Source organism: Halobacillus sp. A5 (genome assembly GCF_024189315.1).
Classification (GTDB): Bacteria; Bacillota; Bacilli; order Bacillales; family Halobacillaceae; genus Halobacillus_A.
Window position 1 is genome coordinate 685,780 of sequence record NZ_JAIZEO010000001.1, and the last position, 17,566, is coordinate 703,345.

Here is a 17,566-nt window from a genome sequence, read left to right on the forward strand (position 1 = left end):
TTTTCTATCTATATTATTACCATTCTAGGTTTCTTCGAGCATTCCTGCTAAATCCTCCAAAATTTTTTCAAATTCATCTTCTTTTAGCATCGGATCTACATTATACCAGCTGACGTTCATCTTATTTTTGAAATAAGTAAACTGTCTTTTCGCATAACGGCGCGAATTTCTTTTTAACAACTCTACAGCACGATTGAAATCATACTCGCCTTTAAAATAAGGGATCCATTCCTTGTATCCAATTGCCTTCATCGATTGACTGTGCTCAAACCCAGCATCATAAAGGGCGCGGACTTCATCTTCTAGTCCTTGCTGGATCATAAGGTCCACTCTGTAATTAATCCGCTCATATAAAACTTCACGTTCCATCTCAAGCCCGATGAAATGTGGAGAATACGGGGAGACTGACGGCTGCTGCTCATGATTTTCACTTAAGGTTTGACCTGTTGTTTCATACACTTCCAGAGCTCTGATGACTCTCCTTATATTATTGGGGTGAATTTTATCAGCCTGGAGAGGATCAATAAGCTTAAGTCTTTCATGAAGAGCTTGTGCCCCATGCTGCTCATACTCTTTTTCAAGCTTTTCAACTATAGATTCATTACGTGCTTTACTTGGAAAATTAAATCCATACAGTGCAGCTTGTATGTATAACCCTGTTCCGCCGACCATGATTGGAAGACGATTTCGAGCCGTAATATCTTCAATTAATGATGCTGTGCATTCTTGAAATTCAGCTGCTGAAAACGAATCGTCCGGGTTTTTAATATCAATCATATGATGAGGAACCCCGAGCATCTCATCCTTTGTTACTTTTGCTGTGCCGATATCCATCGTCCTATAAACCTGCATAGAATCTCCGCTGATTACTTCTCCATTGTATCGCAGAGCAGCTCTTACAGCTAATTCTGATTTTCCAACTGCGGTTGGCCCTACAATACTAACCACGTGCGGCTTCACCTAATTCACTCCTTTTTTCAATTCAACTCCATTATACATGAATGCCTATGGAATGCTACCTCAAGGCCTGTAATAACGGAATCCGTTACCATTACTAACGAATTCCGTTAGTATAACTCAAAGATTTCGTTAGTTTTTATATCGACTTTCGTTAGTTTTGTGATATTATATAGAAAAGGAGGAGTATGAAGTGGTTAATCAGCGAATTCGAACCTTACGTAAAAAGCGACGTTTAACTCAAACGATGTTAGCCGAAAAAGTTGGAGTTTCCCCCCAGGTAGTTTCGAATTGGGAGCGTCAATATACCTCCCCTGACTTAGAGGATTTATCCAAAATTGCTAATGCCCTTCATACAACGGCGGATTATTTACTTGGTTTAAGCGATGAGAGGGAAGATGAAATACGGGAGATCAAACAATTCCTTGAGGACAGGGGATTCGACCGCTCAGTAATTTTTGATAAGCAGTCATGGATGAAAGTACAGCCTGAAGAAATTCACCAGATTGAGAACTATTTCCGATTTTTATTACAACAAAAACAAACCTCATAATTTCATTATGTAAACAAAAAAGCGCGGCTCCTTATTTGGAGCCGCGCTTTTTTGTTTACTTACATTACACGTTTAAACATTTTTTCCATTTCATATTCAGAGAAAAATACTATGATTGGTCTGCCATGCGGACAGGTAAACGGATCTGTGGAGTTTCTCAGTTCTTCAAGTAACTCAAACATATCATTATAGTTCAAATAATGGTTTGCTTTGATCGACCGTTTACATGACATTAAAATGGCAGCCTCTTCTCTCAATTTTGCCACATTAATTTGATCTTCCTTAATAAGCTGTTCAATCATATCATGGATGATCTCTTCTTCTAATCCCTTTGGAAACCATTGGGGATGTGATCGAATAATATAAGCGTTTCCTCCAAACGCTTCAAAGAAAAGCCCGACCCTTTCCAATTCATCTTTGTACTCTTCGATCTTTAAAGCTTCTTTTCTTTGAAATTCAAAGGTGAGTGGTACTAATAGCTCCTGGACCTCATGTTCCACATTTCCGATCTTGTCCCGGAAGTATTCATACTTTATGCGCTCTTGTGCAGCGTGCTGATCCACGATGTACATCCCTTCCTCGTTTTGAGCAAGAATATAAGTTCCATGCAGCTGTCCTATAGGGTGCATAACCGGCACTCGTTTTCCTGAAGAAGCTTCTTCTCTTTCCGTTTCTCTCAACGGAGGTTCTTCTGACGTTTCATCTCTTATGGGAAGTTCGAACTTTTCCTCTTTTTCTAAAGACGGATTTACCTTTGTACCTTCTCTCCCCTCCCCTTCTTGTTGAACAGGTGGTGTAAAAGCAGGTTCTTTTATACAGTCATAAGACTTTTCATACAATTCGAGACTTCCCTGCCTTTGATAAGGGCTCTCTTTCTTTGGTGGCTTATGTTCTACTTCAGGAATCAACGTCTGGGTACGAAAAGCATCCCGGATTGTATGCTCTAATAACTCAAATAAATCTTTTTCTTTACTAAACCGCACTTCAAGCTTAGCTGGATGTACATTTACATCTACAAGAATCGGATCCATTTCGATATTTAATATAACGATAGGACTTTTACCTATAGGAAGTAAAGTGTGATATCCCTGCAGCACTGCTTTATTCATCACAACATTTCTAATATAACGCCCGTTTATAATAGTTGAAATGTAACTTCTTGAAGCCCTGTAAACTTCAGGCTTGGCAATGTAGCCCTGAACATGGAAATCCTTGGTCTCTGCCTGAACAGCGATCATTTTCCGCGCTACATTCACACCATAAATTTGGGAGGCCACCTGAAGAAGCTCACCGCGTCCATTCGTCCGGAATAATTCTTTATCATTATGCTTGCACGTAAATCTGATTTCAGGATGGGCCAGTGCCATTCTGTTAAGCACATCTGTAATATGACCAAGCTCTGTATGAATCGTTTTCATATATTTCAAGCGGGCGGGAGTATTATAAAACAGTTCATCCACCACAATATCGGTACCTTTTCGGGCGTCACTTCTGCCTTCTGATATAACTTCCCCACCTGCAAGTTCAAGTTTGGTACCTGCTTGTCCGCCGTTTGACGTTTGAATAGTCAACTTGCTTACGGCAGCAATACTGGCAAGTGCTTCTCCTCTAAATCCAAGCGTTCTGACATGGAATAAATCATTCTCGTCTTGAATTTTACTAGTGGCATGCCTGAAAAAAGCACGCTTTGTATCTTCCTCACCCATACCATCTCCATTATCCTTCACCCTAATCCTTTGCAGACCAGCTTCATAAAGCTCAATTTCGATCCACGTACTATTTGCATCGATGCAATTTTCCACTAGTTCTTTTACGACGGAGGATGGTCGCTCAACCACTTCCCCGGCTGCAATCTTATTCGCTAAATGATCAGCCATCAGTTGGATATTCGGCATATTTATCCTCCTTTCTATATTTTCAACAGCTTATCAAAAATTAATCAGAATGGCGCTAATAATTCTGCTTTACTTTTTTCTGCATCTGATAAAGTTCATTCATAGCATCCATCGGTGTCATTTGCATTAAATCTAAACTTTTCAGTCTGGTTTCCACTTCAGAAGATTTAGCTGCGGGTTTCGCTTTCTCATCTTCTACAAACAGGCTCAACTGCTCGGAGCTGCTTTTCTCTTCTTTAGGAGTACTTTCCAATTCCTGAAGCAGCCTCGTTGCCCGGTCGATTAGAGAAGATGGCAAATCAGCCAGCTTTGCCACGTGAATACCATAGCTTTCATCCGCTGCTCCTTCTTGAATTTGGTGAAGAAAAACTACGTTTCCTTCATATTCTTCTGCTTTAACATGAATATTCTTTAAACGAGTTAACTGTGCTTCTAACGAAGTCAGCTCATGGTAATGAGTCGAAAAGAGAGTCTTCGCTCGAATTTCTTCATGGATATGCTCTACAATAGCCTGTGCTAAAGCCATTCCATCATAAGTACTTGTACCTCTCCCTATTTCGTCGAGCAGAATTAAACTGTTTTCCGTGGCATGGGTGAGCGCGTGATTTGCTTCAAGCATTTCTACCATAAACGTACTCTGGCCGGAAACTAGATCATCAGCAGCTCCAATTCGTGTAAATATTTGATCAAAGACCGGGAGCTCTGCCTGCTCACAAGGGACAAAGCTTCCCATCTGGGCCATAATAGAAGTCAGAGCCAGCTGGCGCATATACGTGCTTTTCCCCGACATATTTGGACCTGTAATTAATAAGATGTCATTAGATTCGTCCATAAAAATATCATTAGGAACAAACGTTTCACTTCCCATAACCTGCTCCACTACCGGATGTCTTCCCTGTTTTATATCTACAATCCGCTGATCGTTAAACTCCGGACGCCTGTAGTCATGCTCTTCAGCCAGCTGTGCAAATCCCTGGAGCACATCTATGCGGCTGACCTGCCCGGCTAAGATTTGCAGTTTCCCCACAAATTGTTTTACTTTCTCTCTTAACTTTATAAACAGTTCATACTCAAGTTCTACACTTTTTTCCTGCGCTTCTAAAATTAAAGCTTCCTTTTCTTTAAGTTCAGGTGTTATATACCGCTCAGCATTGGTAAGCGTCTGCTTTCTTTCATACCTTCCTTCAGGAAGATGGGCAATATTAGCTTTTGTTACTTCAATATAATAGCCAAATACTCGATTATAGCCTATTTTCAAGGATTTGATACCGGTCTCTCTTCGCTCCCTGGCTTCTAATTCGGCAATCCACTGTTTACCGTTTTTTGAAGCATCACGATACTCATCAAGTTGGGAATGACAGCCATCTTGTATCATCCCGCCTTCACTTATTTGAATAGGGGGATCATCAACTAGACTTTCTTCCAATAATGCTTTCAGTTCAGATAAGGGATCAATAGCTTCATAGAGATGATTGACAGCCGTGTGATTGAACTGGTGCAGCGTCTCAAGCAGTCCAGGTACCGCTGTCAGCGATTCTTTCAACTGGATTAAATCGCGTGCATTCACGTTACCGTAAGCCACTCTCCCTGCAAGACGCTCCATATCGTAAACGGATTTCAACTGTTCGCGGAGAGCTTCTCTTTCAAAAAAATGTTCAAGCAGTCCCTCTACCTGATTATGCCTCGTTAAAATTTCTTTACTTGAAAGCAGCGGACGTTCCATCCATTTTTTTAATAACCGTGACCCCATAGCCGTCATCGTCCGGTCCATCACTGAAAGTAAACTGCCTTTCTTCCCTTGCTTTCTCATAGTTTCCATCAATTCAAGATTTCTCTTTGAATACATGTCGAGTGACATGTATTTTTTTAGTTCAATCTTTTTGACAGGGCGGAGATGGTCAAGAGAGCGCTTCTGTGTAGTCTGGATGTAATTTAATAGACGGCCGAAGCCTTCGATGCATTCTTCTTTTTGAATATCTTTTACTAAGGGTATAAATTCTTTATCAACAGCTGTGGTGTCACTATAGGACACGGTAAAGCCGAGCCTGTCTTTAAACATTTGCTGTTTTGCTTCATCAAATGAAGAATCGATAACCACTTCTTTCACCGGGCGATTAAACAGTTCACTTAGTACGGCATCAAAGCCTTCGGATAATAAAGCAATACTGTTTTCTCCAGTTGTCAAATCGTTATAGCTTACAGTATATGTCCCATTTTCAAATTCACTGACAGATGCTAAATAATTATTTTCTTTTTCATCGAGCATACTTCCTTCCATAACGGTACCAGGGGTTATTAGTTGCACGACTTCCCTTCTCACAACACCTTTGGCGTCTTTAGGGTCTTCTACTTGTTCACAAATTGCTACTTTAAATCCCTTCTCAATTAACTGTTTTATGTAATTTTCAGCCGAGTGATAGGGGACCCCGCACATAGGAATTCTGTCTTCTCCTCCTCCATCCCGGCTGGTTAACGTGATTTCAAGTTCTTGAGAGGCGGATAAAGCATCCTGAAAGAACATTTCATAAAAATCGCCTAATCTAAAAAACAAATAAGCATCCTTGTGCTGGGCTTTTATTTTTAAATACTGCTGTATCATGGGTGTGTATTGAGCCATATAAAATCCTCCAAAACGAACATAGATTGGTGCTGTCGACATTATAATTACTTCTTTTACAGATAGAGTCATTATATCACACAGGCTCAACCTCTATGAACCAACTGAACCTTCCATAAAAAATCCCTTTTTTGGTTCAAAAAAAAATGCCCCGCTGAGTCAGCAAGGACATGCATATTAATCTTTATGATGGCTGCTGCTACTGCTGCTTGGCAGAAAATCAGTTTCTATCCCTGAAAAATCATCGGATGATAGCTCAAAATCAAAATCACAATCATCATCACAGCCATCTGGATCTACTCGAACACATAGCTTCGTCTCGCCGATAACGTCCACTATGAATTCTCTTTCCACCTCAACGACAATTTTTTGACCCTGGGCGGCGATTTTACATTCTAGGCAATTAGGCTGCTGCACCGCTTTAGCAATTACTTCTACATGATCACTGATGCAATTGTCGTCTTTTACAACGAGAGGAACATTATCGCAGTAGTTGACGCGTTCTGTTACAACTTCTGTTTTCGTATTATCGTTATACGAATACCAGACGTTGATATCATAACTGCCGGAAACTTCTACATGCTCCCCTTTTTTCTTCGCATTGTAAATATGATTAATCACCCAACAGCCAAGTATACTGGTCGGACGATGCGAAGGACTGATCGTGTGAGTAGCTTCAACGAATTTTTTTCCTTTTCCACAAACAGCCTTCGTAATAATCTCCCTGTATTCGCGTTCGAAAAATGACATAGGAAACACTCCTCCTTATTCTACCACTCATCCTATGCGGGATTGGGCAAATGGTGAACAATATTCTCGATGACTTCAGGACGTTTGTATTTCATTCTATGCACCAGCCTATAAAATTGTACAAAAAAATCCGTTAGATATTATTTTATCTAACGGATTTATAGAATTAATGGCTGCAGGAGCTGTTTTCTTTTTTCGATCCTGTCTCTCCACTAAGCACATCCCCGCCGGTAGAACGGATCACTTCATTCGTCACCTCACGGGAAATCGTGCTGGAAATCATCTGCAGAATATCGTTAATCACCGTTTGTGTTTCTTTAAATTCTGCAACGACCGGAATGGAATCTAATTCATCCTGAAGTCGGTCGATTTCCTTCTCAATTCTTTCAAGGGCTTCAGTCTTTCCATAAGCTTGAAAATTAACAGCTTGTTTTTGCAGAGCTTTAATTTTTTTAATGTGGGATTGTACTTTCTGGTTGTCATTGAGTTTAGCTTCAATTTGCTTAAAGCGGTCAATCTCTTCAATATCAGCAATCATTTTAGCGAGCTTATGCGCTTCATCTACAACTTCTTTTCTTGTATATTGAGCCATTTATTTCACCTCTGCCGTTTCTTCAGCCAATTCGCCGTTAAGTGACCATGTTTTCGCTTCTGTGATTTTAACTTGAACAAGATTCCCAACAGAAGAAGCTGGTCCTCTGAAGTTTACCATTTTGTTCCGTTTTGTATAACCTGCTAGCACATCTTTATTTTTCTTACTTTCTCCTTCGACTAGAACCTCTACAATTTCACCTTCATATTTTTTCATTGATTCCGCCGCCTGACGGTTCACAATTTCATTTAAACGTTGAAGGCGTTCCTTCTTAACATCCATAGAAACATTATCCTGCATGCGTGCTGCCGGTGTGCCCTCCCGCGGTGAATAAATAAAGGTATAAGCCGCTTCAAAACCGACTTCTTCTACTAATGATAAGGTGTCTTCAAACTGTTCCTCTGTTTCATTAGGAAACCCGACAATAATATCAGTTGTCAATGTAGCGTCAGGCATGGCTGTTCTTATCTTACTAACCAATTCTAAATATTCATCACGAGAGTATTTACGTCCCATAATCTTTAAAATATCTGAGTTGCCTGATTGTACAGGCAAATGAATATGATCAAGCATATTACCGCCTTTAGCCAGGACCTCAATTAACCGATCATCGAAGTCTCTAGGATGAGAAGTTGTAAACCGGACACGTGGAATGTCGATCGATCGCAGTTCATCCATTAAATCTCCGAGTCCGTAATCGATTTCCAGGTCCTTTCCATAAGCGTTCACATTTTGACCAAGCAGTGTAACTTCTTTATAGCCTTGGGCTGCCAAATGTCTTACTTCCTGAATAATATCCTCAGGAAGCCGGCTGCGTTCTTTCCCTCGAGTATAAGGGACGATACAATACGTACAGAATTTGTCACAACCATACATGATATTAACCCAGCCTTTGATCTTTCCTTTACGAGACCTGGGCAGGTTTTCGATAATGTCTCCTTCTTTGGACCATACATCAATCACCATCTCTTTGCCGAACATCGCTTCCTTGACAAGCTGAGGCAGACGGTGAATGTTATGTGTACCGAAAATCAGATCTATAAACGGGTGTTTTTTTAAGATACGATTGACGACCGATTCCTCTTGAGACATACAACCGCAGACTCCGATAATTAAATCAGGATTCTCAAGCTTAAGCGGTTTTAAGTGACCGATCTCGCCAAACACTTTATTTTCTGCATTTTCTCTAATGGCGCAGGTATTCAACAAGATGATGTCGGCCTCTTTCGTATCACTTGTAGATTCATATCCCATTTCTTCAAATATCCCGGCCATGACCTCGGTGTCGTGCTCATTCATCTGACAGCCATAAGTACGAATCATGTATTTGCGGCCATTCCCTGCTTCATGCATATCTTCCGGAATTTTAAAATCGTAATGGATTTGTACATCTTCTTTTCGACGCCTCTGCGCTTTCCTTAGTGAAGGGGGCTGATAAGTCGTTTCAAAATACTTCATAAAATCTTCGCTGGTTTTATCTTTTAGCCGCTTCAGGTTGTCCTGTTCGGATTTTACGTCCGCTGGCTCTCCCTGACGAATTTGCGACATTTCTTTTCGCTGTTGCTCGTTCATAGCGATCTCCTTTCAAAAAGAGCTTTGTAACTGTCTTATTATATCAGTATTTGTCTTCCTTTTTAAGAGGCTGGCTAAAATTGTCTCAAAAAAACCACAATAATATCTTTTATATCATTGTGGCTTTTCTCTATTGATTATAAAACATTCAATTTCTTTCCTGCATTTTCAAAAGCGTGCAGAGCTTCCTGCAGCTCTTCTTTTGAATGTTCAGCTGTAACAATCGTACGGATTCTGCCTTTTCCTTTAGGTACGGTTGGAAACACGATGCCCTGCGCGAATACCCCTGCCTCAAATAATTCATCTGAGAATTTATGAGTTAATGCGTCATCCCCTACCATCACAGGTGTTATAGGCGTTTCGCTGATTCCTGTATCAAACCCAAGTCTGCTTAAACCATCCTTGAAGAATTTAGTATTATCCCAGAGCTTTTCAATTAATTCGGGTTCTTCAAGTAATACATCAATAGCGGCATCGTTGGCAGCCGTAACTGCAGGCGGGTGTGATGTACTGAATAAGAAAGGACGCCCCTTGTGAATTAAGTATTCTCTTAATGTTTTCGTACTCGCAGCGTATCCACCTAAAACACCAATTGCTTTACTTAACGTTCCGACCTGGATATGCACTCGTCCATCTAAATTAAAATGGTTGACTGTTCCCCGGCCGTTATCTCCAAGAACTCCACTGGCATGAGCATCATCTACCATAATAAGCGCATCGTATTTTTCAGCCAGTTCTACAATTTCCGGCAGAGGAGCAATATTCCCATCCATTGAAAATACACCATCTGTCACGACTAAGCGTGTACGAAATTCCGAACTCTCTTTTAGAGCCTGTTCGAGTGAATCCATATTTACGTGTTTATAGATTTTACGAGCGGCTTTTGTTAAACGAATTCCATCAATAATAGAAGCATGATTTAATTCATCTGAAATAACGACATCCTTCTCAGTTAGAATAGAAGATAGAATACCCTGGTTCGTTGTAAAGCCTGATTGAAACACCAGAGAAGCCTCCGTATGCTTGAACTTCGATAATTTATCTTCAAACTCCTCGTGCATTTTTAACGTTCCTGCAATCGTTCTGACCGATCCCGTACCAACTCCAAATTCCTTATTCGCCTGATCTGCAGCTTCTTTCAGTTTAGGGTGCGAGGTCAGACCTAAATAATTGTTAGAAGAAAGCTGGATCACTTCTTTTCCTTTAATTTTAACTTTCGATCCTTGAGCCGACTCTAGAGGAATTAAACTTCTAAAAGTTCCTTCCTGCTTCATCTCGTCTAATTGTACCTGCAAGTATTCAAAGCCTTTCATATGAATCCTCCTTTAATTATGGATGTAATACTACTTTACCGCATAAGCCTTTATTCATTAACTCGAAACCTTTTTCAAATTCTTCAAGGGGGAAGTGATGAGTAATCAGCGGTGATACATCCACCTGTTTGGAATGTAATAGACGGGAAACCTGCTGCCAAGTTTCATACATTTTCCTTCCCGTGATTCCTTGAACCTGAACTCCTTTAAAGACAATGTCATTCGTTATATCAATAGATACCGGGCTTGCAGGCAGACTTAAAATAGAAACACGGCCGCCGTTTGTTATCATTTTGAACCCTTGATCCATTGCAACGGGATGACCACTCATTTCACATACCACATCTACTCCGTGACCATTTGTCAGCTGCTTAGCCATTTCCACTGGATTTACTTCAGCAGAGTTTACGATGGTGTCGGCTCCCATTTCTTTAGCTAGATTGAGACGATATTCATTTAAGTCAAAAGCGAGCACATGGGAAGCTCCTGCAGCCTTCGCAACTCCTACAGCCATTATACCAATGGGTCCGCAACCTATAACAGCCACAGACTTTCCAGCAACATCACCTTTTAAAACAGTGTGAACAGCATTTCCCATCGGTTCTTGAATCGAAGCAATATCGTAAGGCATATTAGCTGGATTACGCCAGAGGTTTGCCGCGGGAACCGCTGCATACTCAGCAAAACAGCCCTGCGTATCAACTCCAATGATTTTTGTGTTTTCGCAAATATGATATTGCCCGGTTAAACATTGGGGACAATGGCCGCAAATAAGATGAGTTTCTGCACTTACGTAGTCGCCCTCTTTGAAATTAGTTACTTTGGCGCCCGCTTTAACTACTACTCCAGAAAACTCATGACCAAATACGTACGGCGGGTGTACCCGGCTCGCAGACCAGTCGTCCCAGTTATAAATATGTACATCGGTACCACAAATAGAGGTGGCTTTTACTTTAATTAGCACCTCATCATCTTTTATTATTGGAATTTGAACTTGTTGAAGTTCCGCTCCCGGACCCCGGTGATGTTTAATAATCGCATTCATTTTTCCTCTCACAGTGAACACCTCTTTAAAAATAAAACGTTATAATGACTGTATTTAAATTAAATATTATCATGTATTAAAAATTATTCAACTGCAAGTGTCCACTGTATAAATACATTTGAGCACAAATAAATCCGCATCCCTGTAATAGCAAGAATGCGGTCGTTTTTAAAAAAATTCAAATTATTTTTAACGAGGCTCGATAATCAGCTTAATGGCTGTCCGTTCCTCCTCATCAATCATAATATCTGTAAAGGCTGGTATACATATAAGGTCAATTCCACTAGGTGCTACAAACCCTCTGGCAATCGCTACAGCTTTGACTGCCTGGTTTAAAGCACCAGCTCCAATGGCTTGCATTTCGGCTGTCCCTCGTTCTCTTACTACGTTTGCCAAGGCTCCTGCTACTGAATTAGGTACGGATTTAGCTGATACTTTTAATACTTCCATTACTAGCTCCTCCTTCATTCACTATAGTTGTTCCATAACCACTATATTCTTGGAGTTGTAGAATATTCCCTTTTCATTATGAAGGAACTTTTCTAAAAATTCAAATAATCAGCTGAAAAACGGGTGGTCATCATTAATTTGAATACGCTTTATATTTGTTGCTTTTCCTGTCTGCGGGTCCACGTCAACCACTACTCCGCTTAGTTGTGTTCTTCCCGATTTTGGAACTTCAAAACGTACGGGTAAGTTAGTAAGGAATCGCTTTATCACGGCTTCGCGCTCCATACCTAGAATCCCGTCATAAGGACCAGTCATCCCTACGTCAGTTACGTACGCTGTGCCATTAGGCAGGATACGCTCGTCAGCCGTCTGAACGTGAGTATGAGTACCTACATTCACGCTGACACGCCCGTCTACATACCAACCCATCGCCTGCTTCTCGCTAGTCGCTTCTGCGTGAAAATCCAGAAAAATAATTGGCGTTCTTTTTTTAGCTGTTTCAATAAGCTCATCCACCTTACGAAAAGGATCGTCATTTGGCGTTAAGAAGGTACGACCTTGTAAATTAATGACCGCTACCTCAGCCTTTGGTGTTTTGACAAACGTTAACCCTTTACCAGGTGTGTCCTCTGGAAAATTAGCAGGACGCACCATATACTCCGCTTCATCGATAAAATCAAATATTTCCCTCTTATCCCATGCATGGTTCCCAAGCGTAACTGCCTGAGCTCCCTTTTCTAAAAACCGACGATATATCTTCTCGGTAATACCTTTACCTGCTGCGGCATTTTCTCCATTAACGATCGTGACCGTGGGCTGAAATTTCTGTTTCAATTTTGGTAAATATTCATCGATCATTTCACGGCCGGGTGAACCAACAACGTCTCCAATAAACAATAATTTCATTTAATGTTCTCCTTTAATAGTTAGTAAAATGAAAATGAAGCGGCCAAATTGACCGCTTCATTTCTTATTTCGCATATTCCACTGAACGTGTTTCACGAATAACAGTAACTTTAATGTGACCTGGATAATCAAGTTCATCTTCAATTCGGTTTCGAATGTCGCGAGCTAAGCTTGTTGCCGTCAAATCATCAATTTCATCCGGCCGAACCATAATGCGTACTTCACGTCCTGCCTGGATTGCAAATGATTTCTCAACCCCGTCATAGGATTCAGAGATTTCCTCAAGCTTTTCAAGACGTTTGATGTAATTTTCTAACGTCTCACTCCGCGCTCCTGGTCGAGCCGCTGACAGAGCATCAGCTGCAGCTACCAGAACTGCGATTACTGAAGTAGGCTCTTCATCTCCATGGTGGGAAGCAATTGCATTAATGACAACCTCATTTTCTTTATATTTGGTTGCCAGCTCTTTCCCAATCTCCACATGACTGCCTTCCACTTCATGATCAATCGCTTTCCCAATATCATGAAGCAGCCCTGCTCTACGAGCGAGTGTTTCGTCTTCTCCGAGTTCAGCAGCCAGCAGACCGGATAAATACGCTACTTCTGTAGAGTGTTTAAGGACATTTTGACCATAGCTTGTACGGTATTTTAGTCGTCCTAGAATTTTCACGAGGTCCGGGTGAAGATTGTGAACACCAATTTCAAACGTGGTTTCCTCTCCAACCTCCCGAATGTAATCATCGACTTCGCGTCGTGATTTATCAACCATTTCTTCAATTCTAGCAGGATGAATACGACCATCCTGAACAAGCTTCTCTAAAGCCATGCGGGCGGTTTCCCGTCGAATCGGATCAAATCCGGATAAAATAACGGCCTCCGGAGTATCATCAATAATTAAATCGATACCGGTTAACGTTTCTAACGTACGGATATTACGTCCTTCCCGTCCAATAATACGGCCTTTCATTTCGTCATTAGGAAGGTTGACGACAGAGACAGTAGTCTCTGCAACATGATCAGCTGCACAACGCTGAAGGGCAAGTGAAAGTATATTCTTCGCTTTTTTATCCGCTTCTTCTTTGGCACGATTCTCAGCTTCCTTAATCATTAAAGCTGACTCATGAGATACTTCTTGTTCGACTCGTTCAAGAATCACTTGTTTAGCCTGGTCAGCAGTTAAGCCGGAGATACGTTCAAGTTCAGTTTGCTGCTCTTGAAGCATAGCTTCCACTTTGCTTTCCATTTCTTCAATTTGTTGTTGTCTCTCGGCAAGAGTCCCCTCTTTCTTTTCGAGTGATAAATCACGCTGGTCCAGTGTGTCACTCTTACGATCAAGATTCTCTTCTTTCTGTGTTAGACGATTTTCGGTTTTCTGCAGTTCCATGCGGCGTTCGCGAATATCGTTTTCCGCTTCCTGACGAAAACTTTGATTTTCTTCTTTCGCCTCAAGAAGCGCTTCTTTTTTTGCAGATTCAGCATTGCGACGGCCTTCCTCTACAATTTGCTTCGCTAGTTCCTCAGCGCTGGAAATTTTCGCTTCCGCAATAGATTTCCGAATAAGGTAACCAACAACAGAACCGATGATAAGGGCAAGCAAAATGAAGATGATGGATAACATATCCATAGTTTCACCTCCTCTTGCTATAAACTTGGTCCGTTTGTCGGCGTGTACAAACGATTCATTTTCAGTTTCATTTCATTTAAGGTAAAAAAGGTATAAATATGAAAATGATACACATTCATTTTATGCTTGCCGAATGGTAATGTCAAGGAATCCTCGTTCTTCCAGAGAGGATTTGATATAAAATTTCAAAAAAGTCTATTAATTCAAACAAAAAACAGCAGACTCATCACAAAAAAGAGACTGCTGTTGAAATTATGCATTTAATTTATACGTCCAAAGATTCTTGACTCTCTGCCTGTGATTCTTTTACAGCAGGAGCATCATCCATACCATAATGCTCTCGGACAGAACTCTTAATTTCTTGATACACTGCCTCATTTTCTTTTAGGAACTGTTTCGCATTTTCACGGCCCTGCCCCATACGATCATTATTATAAGAGTACCAGGAACCGCTTTTTTGAACCATGTCCAGTTCTGTCGCAATATCAAGGAGTTCTCCTTCACGGGAAATCCCTTCTCCATACATAATATCCACTTCTGCCTGCTTAAATGGAGGAGCGACCTTGTTTTTCACAACTTTTAATCTCGTTTTGTTTCCTACCATTTCATTTCCTTGTTTCAAAGTTTCTGCACGACGAACTTCAAGTCTTACAGAGGAGTAGAATTTCAAGGCGCGTCCGCCCGGTGTAGTTTCCGGACTACCAAACATAACACCGACTTTTTCACGAATCTGGTTAATAAAAATAGCTGTCGTCTTAGATTTATTAATTGCACCTGACAGCTTTCTAAGAGCCTGGGACATTAAACGGGCCTGCAAACCGACGTGGGAGTCGCCCATTTCACCTTCGATCTCGGCTTTAGGTACCAATGCAGCCACCGAGTCGATAACAACCATATCAACCGCACCGCTTCGCACTAACGCCTCAGCAATCTCCAGAGCCTGCTCTCCTGTATCGGGCTGGGAGAGTAACAGTTCCTCGATGTTTACACCTAACGCTCGGGCATATACTGGATCAAGTGCATGCTCGGCATCAATAAACGCCGCTTGTCCGCCCTGTCTTTGAGCTTCTGCTATCGCATGCAGAGCTACTGTAGTTTTACCAGAGGATTCCGGACCGTATATTTCTACGACTCTGCCGCGGGGATAGCCGCCTACTCCTAACGCCACATCAAGAGCAAGGGAACCGCTGGACACAGTATTGATCTTTTGTTCCGCCTGTTCTCCAAGTTTCATAATTGAACCTTTACCGAACTGTTTTTCAATTTGTCTTAACGCCATATCTAAAGCTTGTTTACGATCGCTCATAATATTCCCCTTTCAATATTTCTATCCCTATCATAACTTGTTTTATTCAATTTGCCAACTAAAAAGCGAATAAATGTTCCCATTTTTTAATGGCTTTCCAAATACCAAATTCATATAATCACCTGGGGGAAATTAAAACTTTCAACTAAGTGAATCATCACTTTTTCATTTTTAATTTATGAAAAAGAAGTTCAAATCCTTTGTTTACAGCACGTTGACGAATTTTATCCCTGCTGCCGTCAAAATAGTATTGAAATACCTCGGGATGCTGATCCTTTATTTTTAAACCGATATACACGAGACCGGGGTTATGGCCTTCACTTGATGAAGGACCCGCCACTCCTGTAAAGCTGACCGCATGATCTACTTGCAGCATTTCCTGAGCTCTAACAGCCATTTCTTCCGCGCACTGAGAACTGACGGTTCCATATTTAGTAATGGTTTTTTCCTGCACACCGATCACCCGTTGTTTAGCTGAAGGAGTATAAGCCACCAGCCCCCCCGGACAGATCGAAGAAGCTCCGGTCAGCTGAATAATCCGCTCTACAAATTTTCCGCCTGTCAAGCTTTCTGCAGAGCCGACTGTTTCTGATCTTTGTACAAGTAAATCCTGCACAGCCTCTTCAATAGTTATACTATCGCTTCCAAAATAAAAATCCCCTACTCTTTCCAATATTACACTTTTCATTCCAGCTATATCTTTTTCCGGTGTAGAACCTGAGGATGTAAGCCGTATGGCGACATCTCCTTCACCTGCTAAAGGAGCTATGGTAGGGTTTGTCTGTGAAGAAATGAGATCCTTCAACTCTTCTTCTAAAGCAGATTCCCCGATTCCAATAAAACGCAGCATTTCAGACTTTATTTTCGATTCCAGTTTGTATTTCTCAATTAAATAAGGGACTACTGATTCGTTCATCAGCCTCTTCATTTCAGAAGGGACACCGGGCAAAAACATAAACGAGGTTCCTTGGTGCTCAACCATCTGTCCGGGAGCCATACCTTCATCATTTTCCAAAACAACAGCCCTGTCCAGTACCAGGGCCTGCTTGCGGTTATTCTCAGTCATGATCCGGCTGTTCTTTTTAAAATATGCTGAAATTTTCTCCGTTGTCGGCTCGTGCTCCACTAACTTATCATCCAACGCGATCCGGGCGGCATCTCTAGTTAAATCATCCTCTGTCGGCCCAAGTCCACCCGTGACAATTACAACATCTGAGCGCTTTTGAGCCTCCTCAAACGAATGAACGACTCTCTTTAAATTGTCACCCACCACCGTATGATGATATATATTAGCACCATAATGGGCCAGCTCTGTGGATATCCATTGAGCATTAGTGTTCGCAATCTGCCCCAGTAATAGTTCCGTTCCTACTGCAATTATTTCAATTCTCATTTTGAATCTCTCATTACATGCCAGTTTTTAACGAAATAATCATACCCTGAATACACCGTAATGATTAAAGCTGCATATAAGCTGATTAATCCAAGTGGAAAATTAATATAAGCAAAAGGCCAGTTATGGAGTAAAAGCAGGGATATTGAGACAATTTGGATCCAGGTTTTGAGTTTCCCCATTTGACTGGCAGCAAGTACACTTCCTTCACCAGCAGCAACTAAGCGCAGACCTGTAACGGCGAATTCTCTGCTGATAATTAATATGACAATCCATGCAGGAGCAAGTCCTATTTCAACAAGCAGAATAAGAGCAGCACTTACTAATAATTTGTCGGCTAATGGATCAAGAAATTTACCTAAATTTGTTACTAAGTTATATTTTCTCGCAATATATCCGTCAATCCAATCTGTAGTAGAAGCAATAATAAATAAAATAGCTGCTGCTAAATGGGCAGCTGGCAGAGTCCGGTCCCCCATTTGAATGTCCCCCCAATTAAAAGGAACGCTCATTAGAAGAATAAAAACAGGGATTAAAAAAATTCTCGATAATGTAATCTTATTTGGTAAATTCATTTCTTCCTCACTCCTTAA

General features: G+C 41.1%; 15 protein-coding genes. 1 reads left to right on the forward strand and 14 read right to left on the reverse strand.

Features of this window, described 5'->3' with window-relative positions; translation table 11 throughout:
* Positions 1-24: 24 nt before the first annotated feature.
* Complete coding sequence (miaA, locus tag LF822_RS03640; protein WP_253922595.1) at positions 25-960, reverse strand: tRNA (adenosine(37)-N6)-dimethylallyltransferase MiaA; 936 nt, start codon at positions 958-960, stop codon at positions 25-27.
* A 190-nt stretch (positions 961-1,150) separates the two neighbouring features.
* On the opposite strand from miaA, the gene LF822_RS03645 reads away from it, so the two are divergent.
* Positions 1,151-1,510 carry a helix-turn-helix domain-containing protein gene (locus LF822_RS03645; protein WP_253922596.1) on the forward strand — a complete coding sequence of 120 codons (360 nt, stop codon included), beginning with the start codon at positions 1,151-1,153 and terminating at the stop codon, positions 1,508-1,510.
* Between the two features lie 59 nt (positions 1,511-1,569).
* Here LF822_RS03645 and mutL read toward each other — a convergent pair whose 3' ends face one another.
* The 13 genes from mutL to pgsA form a co-directional block, all read right to left on the reverse strand.
* A complete protein-coding gene (gene mutL, locus LF822_RS03650) occupies positions 1,570-3,405 on the reverse strand; it encodes a DNA mismatch repair endonuclease MutL (protein ID WP_253922597.1) in 1,836 nt (611 codons plus the stop codon).
* A gap of 55 nt (positions 3,406-3,460) precedes the next feature.
* A complete protein-coding gene (gene mutS / locus LF822_RS03655) occupies positions 3,461-6,022 on the reverse strand; it encodes a DNA mismatch repair protein MutS (RefSeq protein WP_253923450.1) in 2,562 nt (853 codons plus the stop codon).
* A 177-nt stretch (positions 6,023-6,199) separates the two neighbouring features.
* Positions 6,200-6,772: an outer spore coat protein CotE gene (locus LF822_RS03660; RefSeq protein WP_253922598.1), complete on the reverse strand. Its 573-nt coding sequence runs from the start codon at positions 6,770-6,772 to the stop codon at positions 6,200-6,202.
* 166 nt (positions 6,773-6,938) lie between these two features.
* Positions 6,939-7,364: a YlbF/YmcA family competence regulator gene (locus LF822_RS03665; RefSeq protein ID WP_253922599.1), complete on the reverse strand. Its 426-nt coding sequence runs from the start codon at positions 7,362-7,364 to the stop codon at positions 6,939-6,941.
* Positions 7,365-8,936, reverse strand: a complete 1,572-nt coding sequence (gene miaB, locus LF822_RS03670; RefSeq protein ID WP_253922600.1) for a tRNA (N6-isopentenyl adenosine(37)-C2)-methylthiotransferase MiaB — start codon at positions 8,934-8,936, stop codon at positions 7,365-7,367. It abuts the gene before it with no gap.
* 137 nt (positions 8,937-9,073) lie between these two features.
* A complete protein-coding gene (locus LF822_RS03675; RefSeq protein WP_253922601.1) occupies positions 9,074-10,249 on the reverse strand; it encodes a glycine C-acetyltransferase in 1,176 nt (391 codons plus the stop codon).
* Between the two features lie 16 nt (positions 10,250-10,265).
* Positions 10,266-11,306 (reverse strand): L-threonine 3-dehydrogenase, encoded by a 1,041-nt coding sequence (gene tdh, locus LF822_RS03680; RefSeq protein WP_253922602.1) that lies wholly within the window; start codon positions 11,304-11,306, stop codon positions 10,266-10,268.
* Between the two features lie 177 nt (positions 11,307-11,483).
* Positions 11,484-11,744, reverse strand: coding sequence for a stage V sporulation protein S (locus LF822_RS03685; RefSeq protein ID WP_253922603.1), 261 nt, complete (start codon positions 11,742-11,744; stop codon positions 11,484-11,486).
* A gap of 108 nt (positions 11,745-11,852) precedes the next feature.
* On the reverse strand, positions 11,853-12,650 hold the full coding sequence (locus LF822_RS03690; protein ID WP_253922604.1) for a TIGR00282 family metallophosphoesterase: 798 nt from the start codon (positions 12,648-12,650) through the stop codon (positions 11,853-11,855).
* Positions 12,651-12,714: 64 nt separating this feature from the next.
* A complete protein-coding gene (gene rny, locus LF822_RS03695) occupies positions 12,715-14,274 on the reverse strand; it encodes a ribonuclease Y (protein ID WP_253922605.1) in 1,560 nt (519 codons plus the stop codon).
* Between the two features lie 265 nt (positions 14,275-14,539).
* Positions 14,540-15,580 (reverse strand): recombinase RecA, encoded by a 1,041-nt coding sequence (gene recA, locus LF822_RS03700; RefSeq protein WP_253922606.1) that lies wholly within the window; start codon positions 15,578-15,580, stop codon positions 14,540-14,542.
* 157 nt (positions 15,581-15,737) lie between these two features.
* Positions 15,738-16,973: a competence/damage-inducible protein A gene (locus LF822_RS03705; RefSeq protein ID WP_253922607.1), complete on the reverse strand. Its 1,236-nt coding sequence runs from the start codon at positions 16,971-16,973 to the stop codon at positions 15,738-15,740.
* The gene (gene pgsA, locus LF822_RS03710; protein ID WP_253922608.1) at positions 16,970-17,548 is read right to left on the reverse strand and encodes a CDP-diacylglycerol--glycerol-3-phosphate 3-phosphatidyltransferase; all 579 of its coding nucleotides are present in this window, start codon (positions 17,546-17,548) and stop codon (positions 16,970-16,972) included. The genes LF822_RS03705 and pgsA overlap by 4 nt, the downstream gene beginning before the upstream one ends.
* Between the last annotated feature and the right edge of the window lie 18 nt (positions 17,549-17,566).

Excerpts from the sequence above, each read along its gene's own strand:
- mutL (WP_253922597.1), bottom strand. The coding sequence starts at position 3,405 with ATGCCGAATATCCAACTGATGGCTGATCATTTAGCGAATAAGATTGCA.
- mutS (WP_253923450.1), bottom strand. The coding sequence starts at position 6,022 with ATGGCTCAATACACACCCATGATACAGCAGTATTTAAAAATAAAAGCC.
- LF822_RS03660 (WP_253922598.1), bottom strand. The coding sequence starts at position 6,772 with ATGTCATTTTTCGAACGCGAATACAGGGAGATTATTACGAAGGCTGTT.
- LF822_RS03665 (WP_253922599.1), bottom strand. The coding sequence starts at position 7,364 with ATGGCTCAATATACAAGAAAAGAAGTTGTAGATGAAGCGCATAAGCTC.
- miaB (WP_253922600.1), bottom strand. The coding sequence starts at position 8,936 with ATGAACGAGCAACAGCGAAAAGAAATGTCGCAAATTCGTCAGGGAGAG.
- LF822_RS03675 (WP_253922601.1), bottom strand. The coding sequence starts at position 10,249 with ATGAAAGGCTTTGAATACTTGCAGGTACAATTAGACGAGATGAAGCAG.
- LF822_RS03685 (WP_253922603.1), bottom strand. The coding sequence starts at position 11,744 with ATGGAAGTATTAAAAGTATCAGCTAAATCCGTACCTAATTCAGTAGCA.
- LF822_RS03690 (WP_253922604.1), bottom strand. The coding sequence starts at position 12,650 with ATGAAATTATTGTTTATTGGAGACGTTGTTGGTTCACCCGGCCGTGAA.
- rny (WP_253922605.1), bottom strand. The coding sequence starts at position 14,274 with ATGGATATGTTATCCATCATCTTCATTTTGCTTGCCCTTATCATCGGT.
- recA (WP_253922606.1), bottom strand. The coding sequence starts at position 15,580 with ATGAGCGATCGTAAACAAGCTTTAGATATGGCGTTAAGACAAATTGAA.
- LF822_RS03705 (WP_253922607.1), bottom strand. The coding sequence starts at position 16,973 with ATGAGAATTGAAATAATTGCAGTAGGAACGGAACTATTACTGGGGCAG.
- pgsA (WP_253922608.1), bottom strand. The coding sequence starts at position 17,548 with ATGAATTTACCAAATAAGATTACATTATCGAGAATTTTTTTAATCCCT.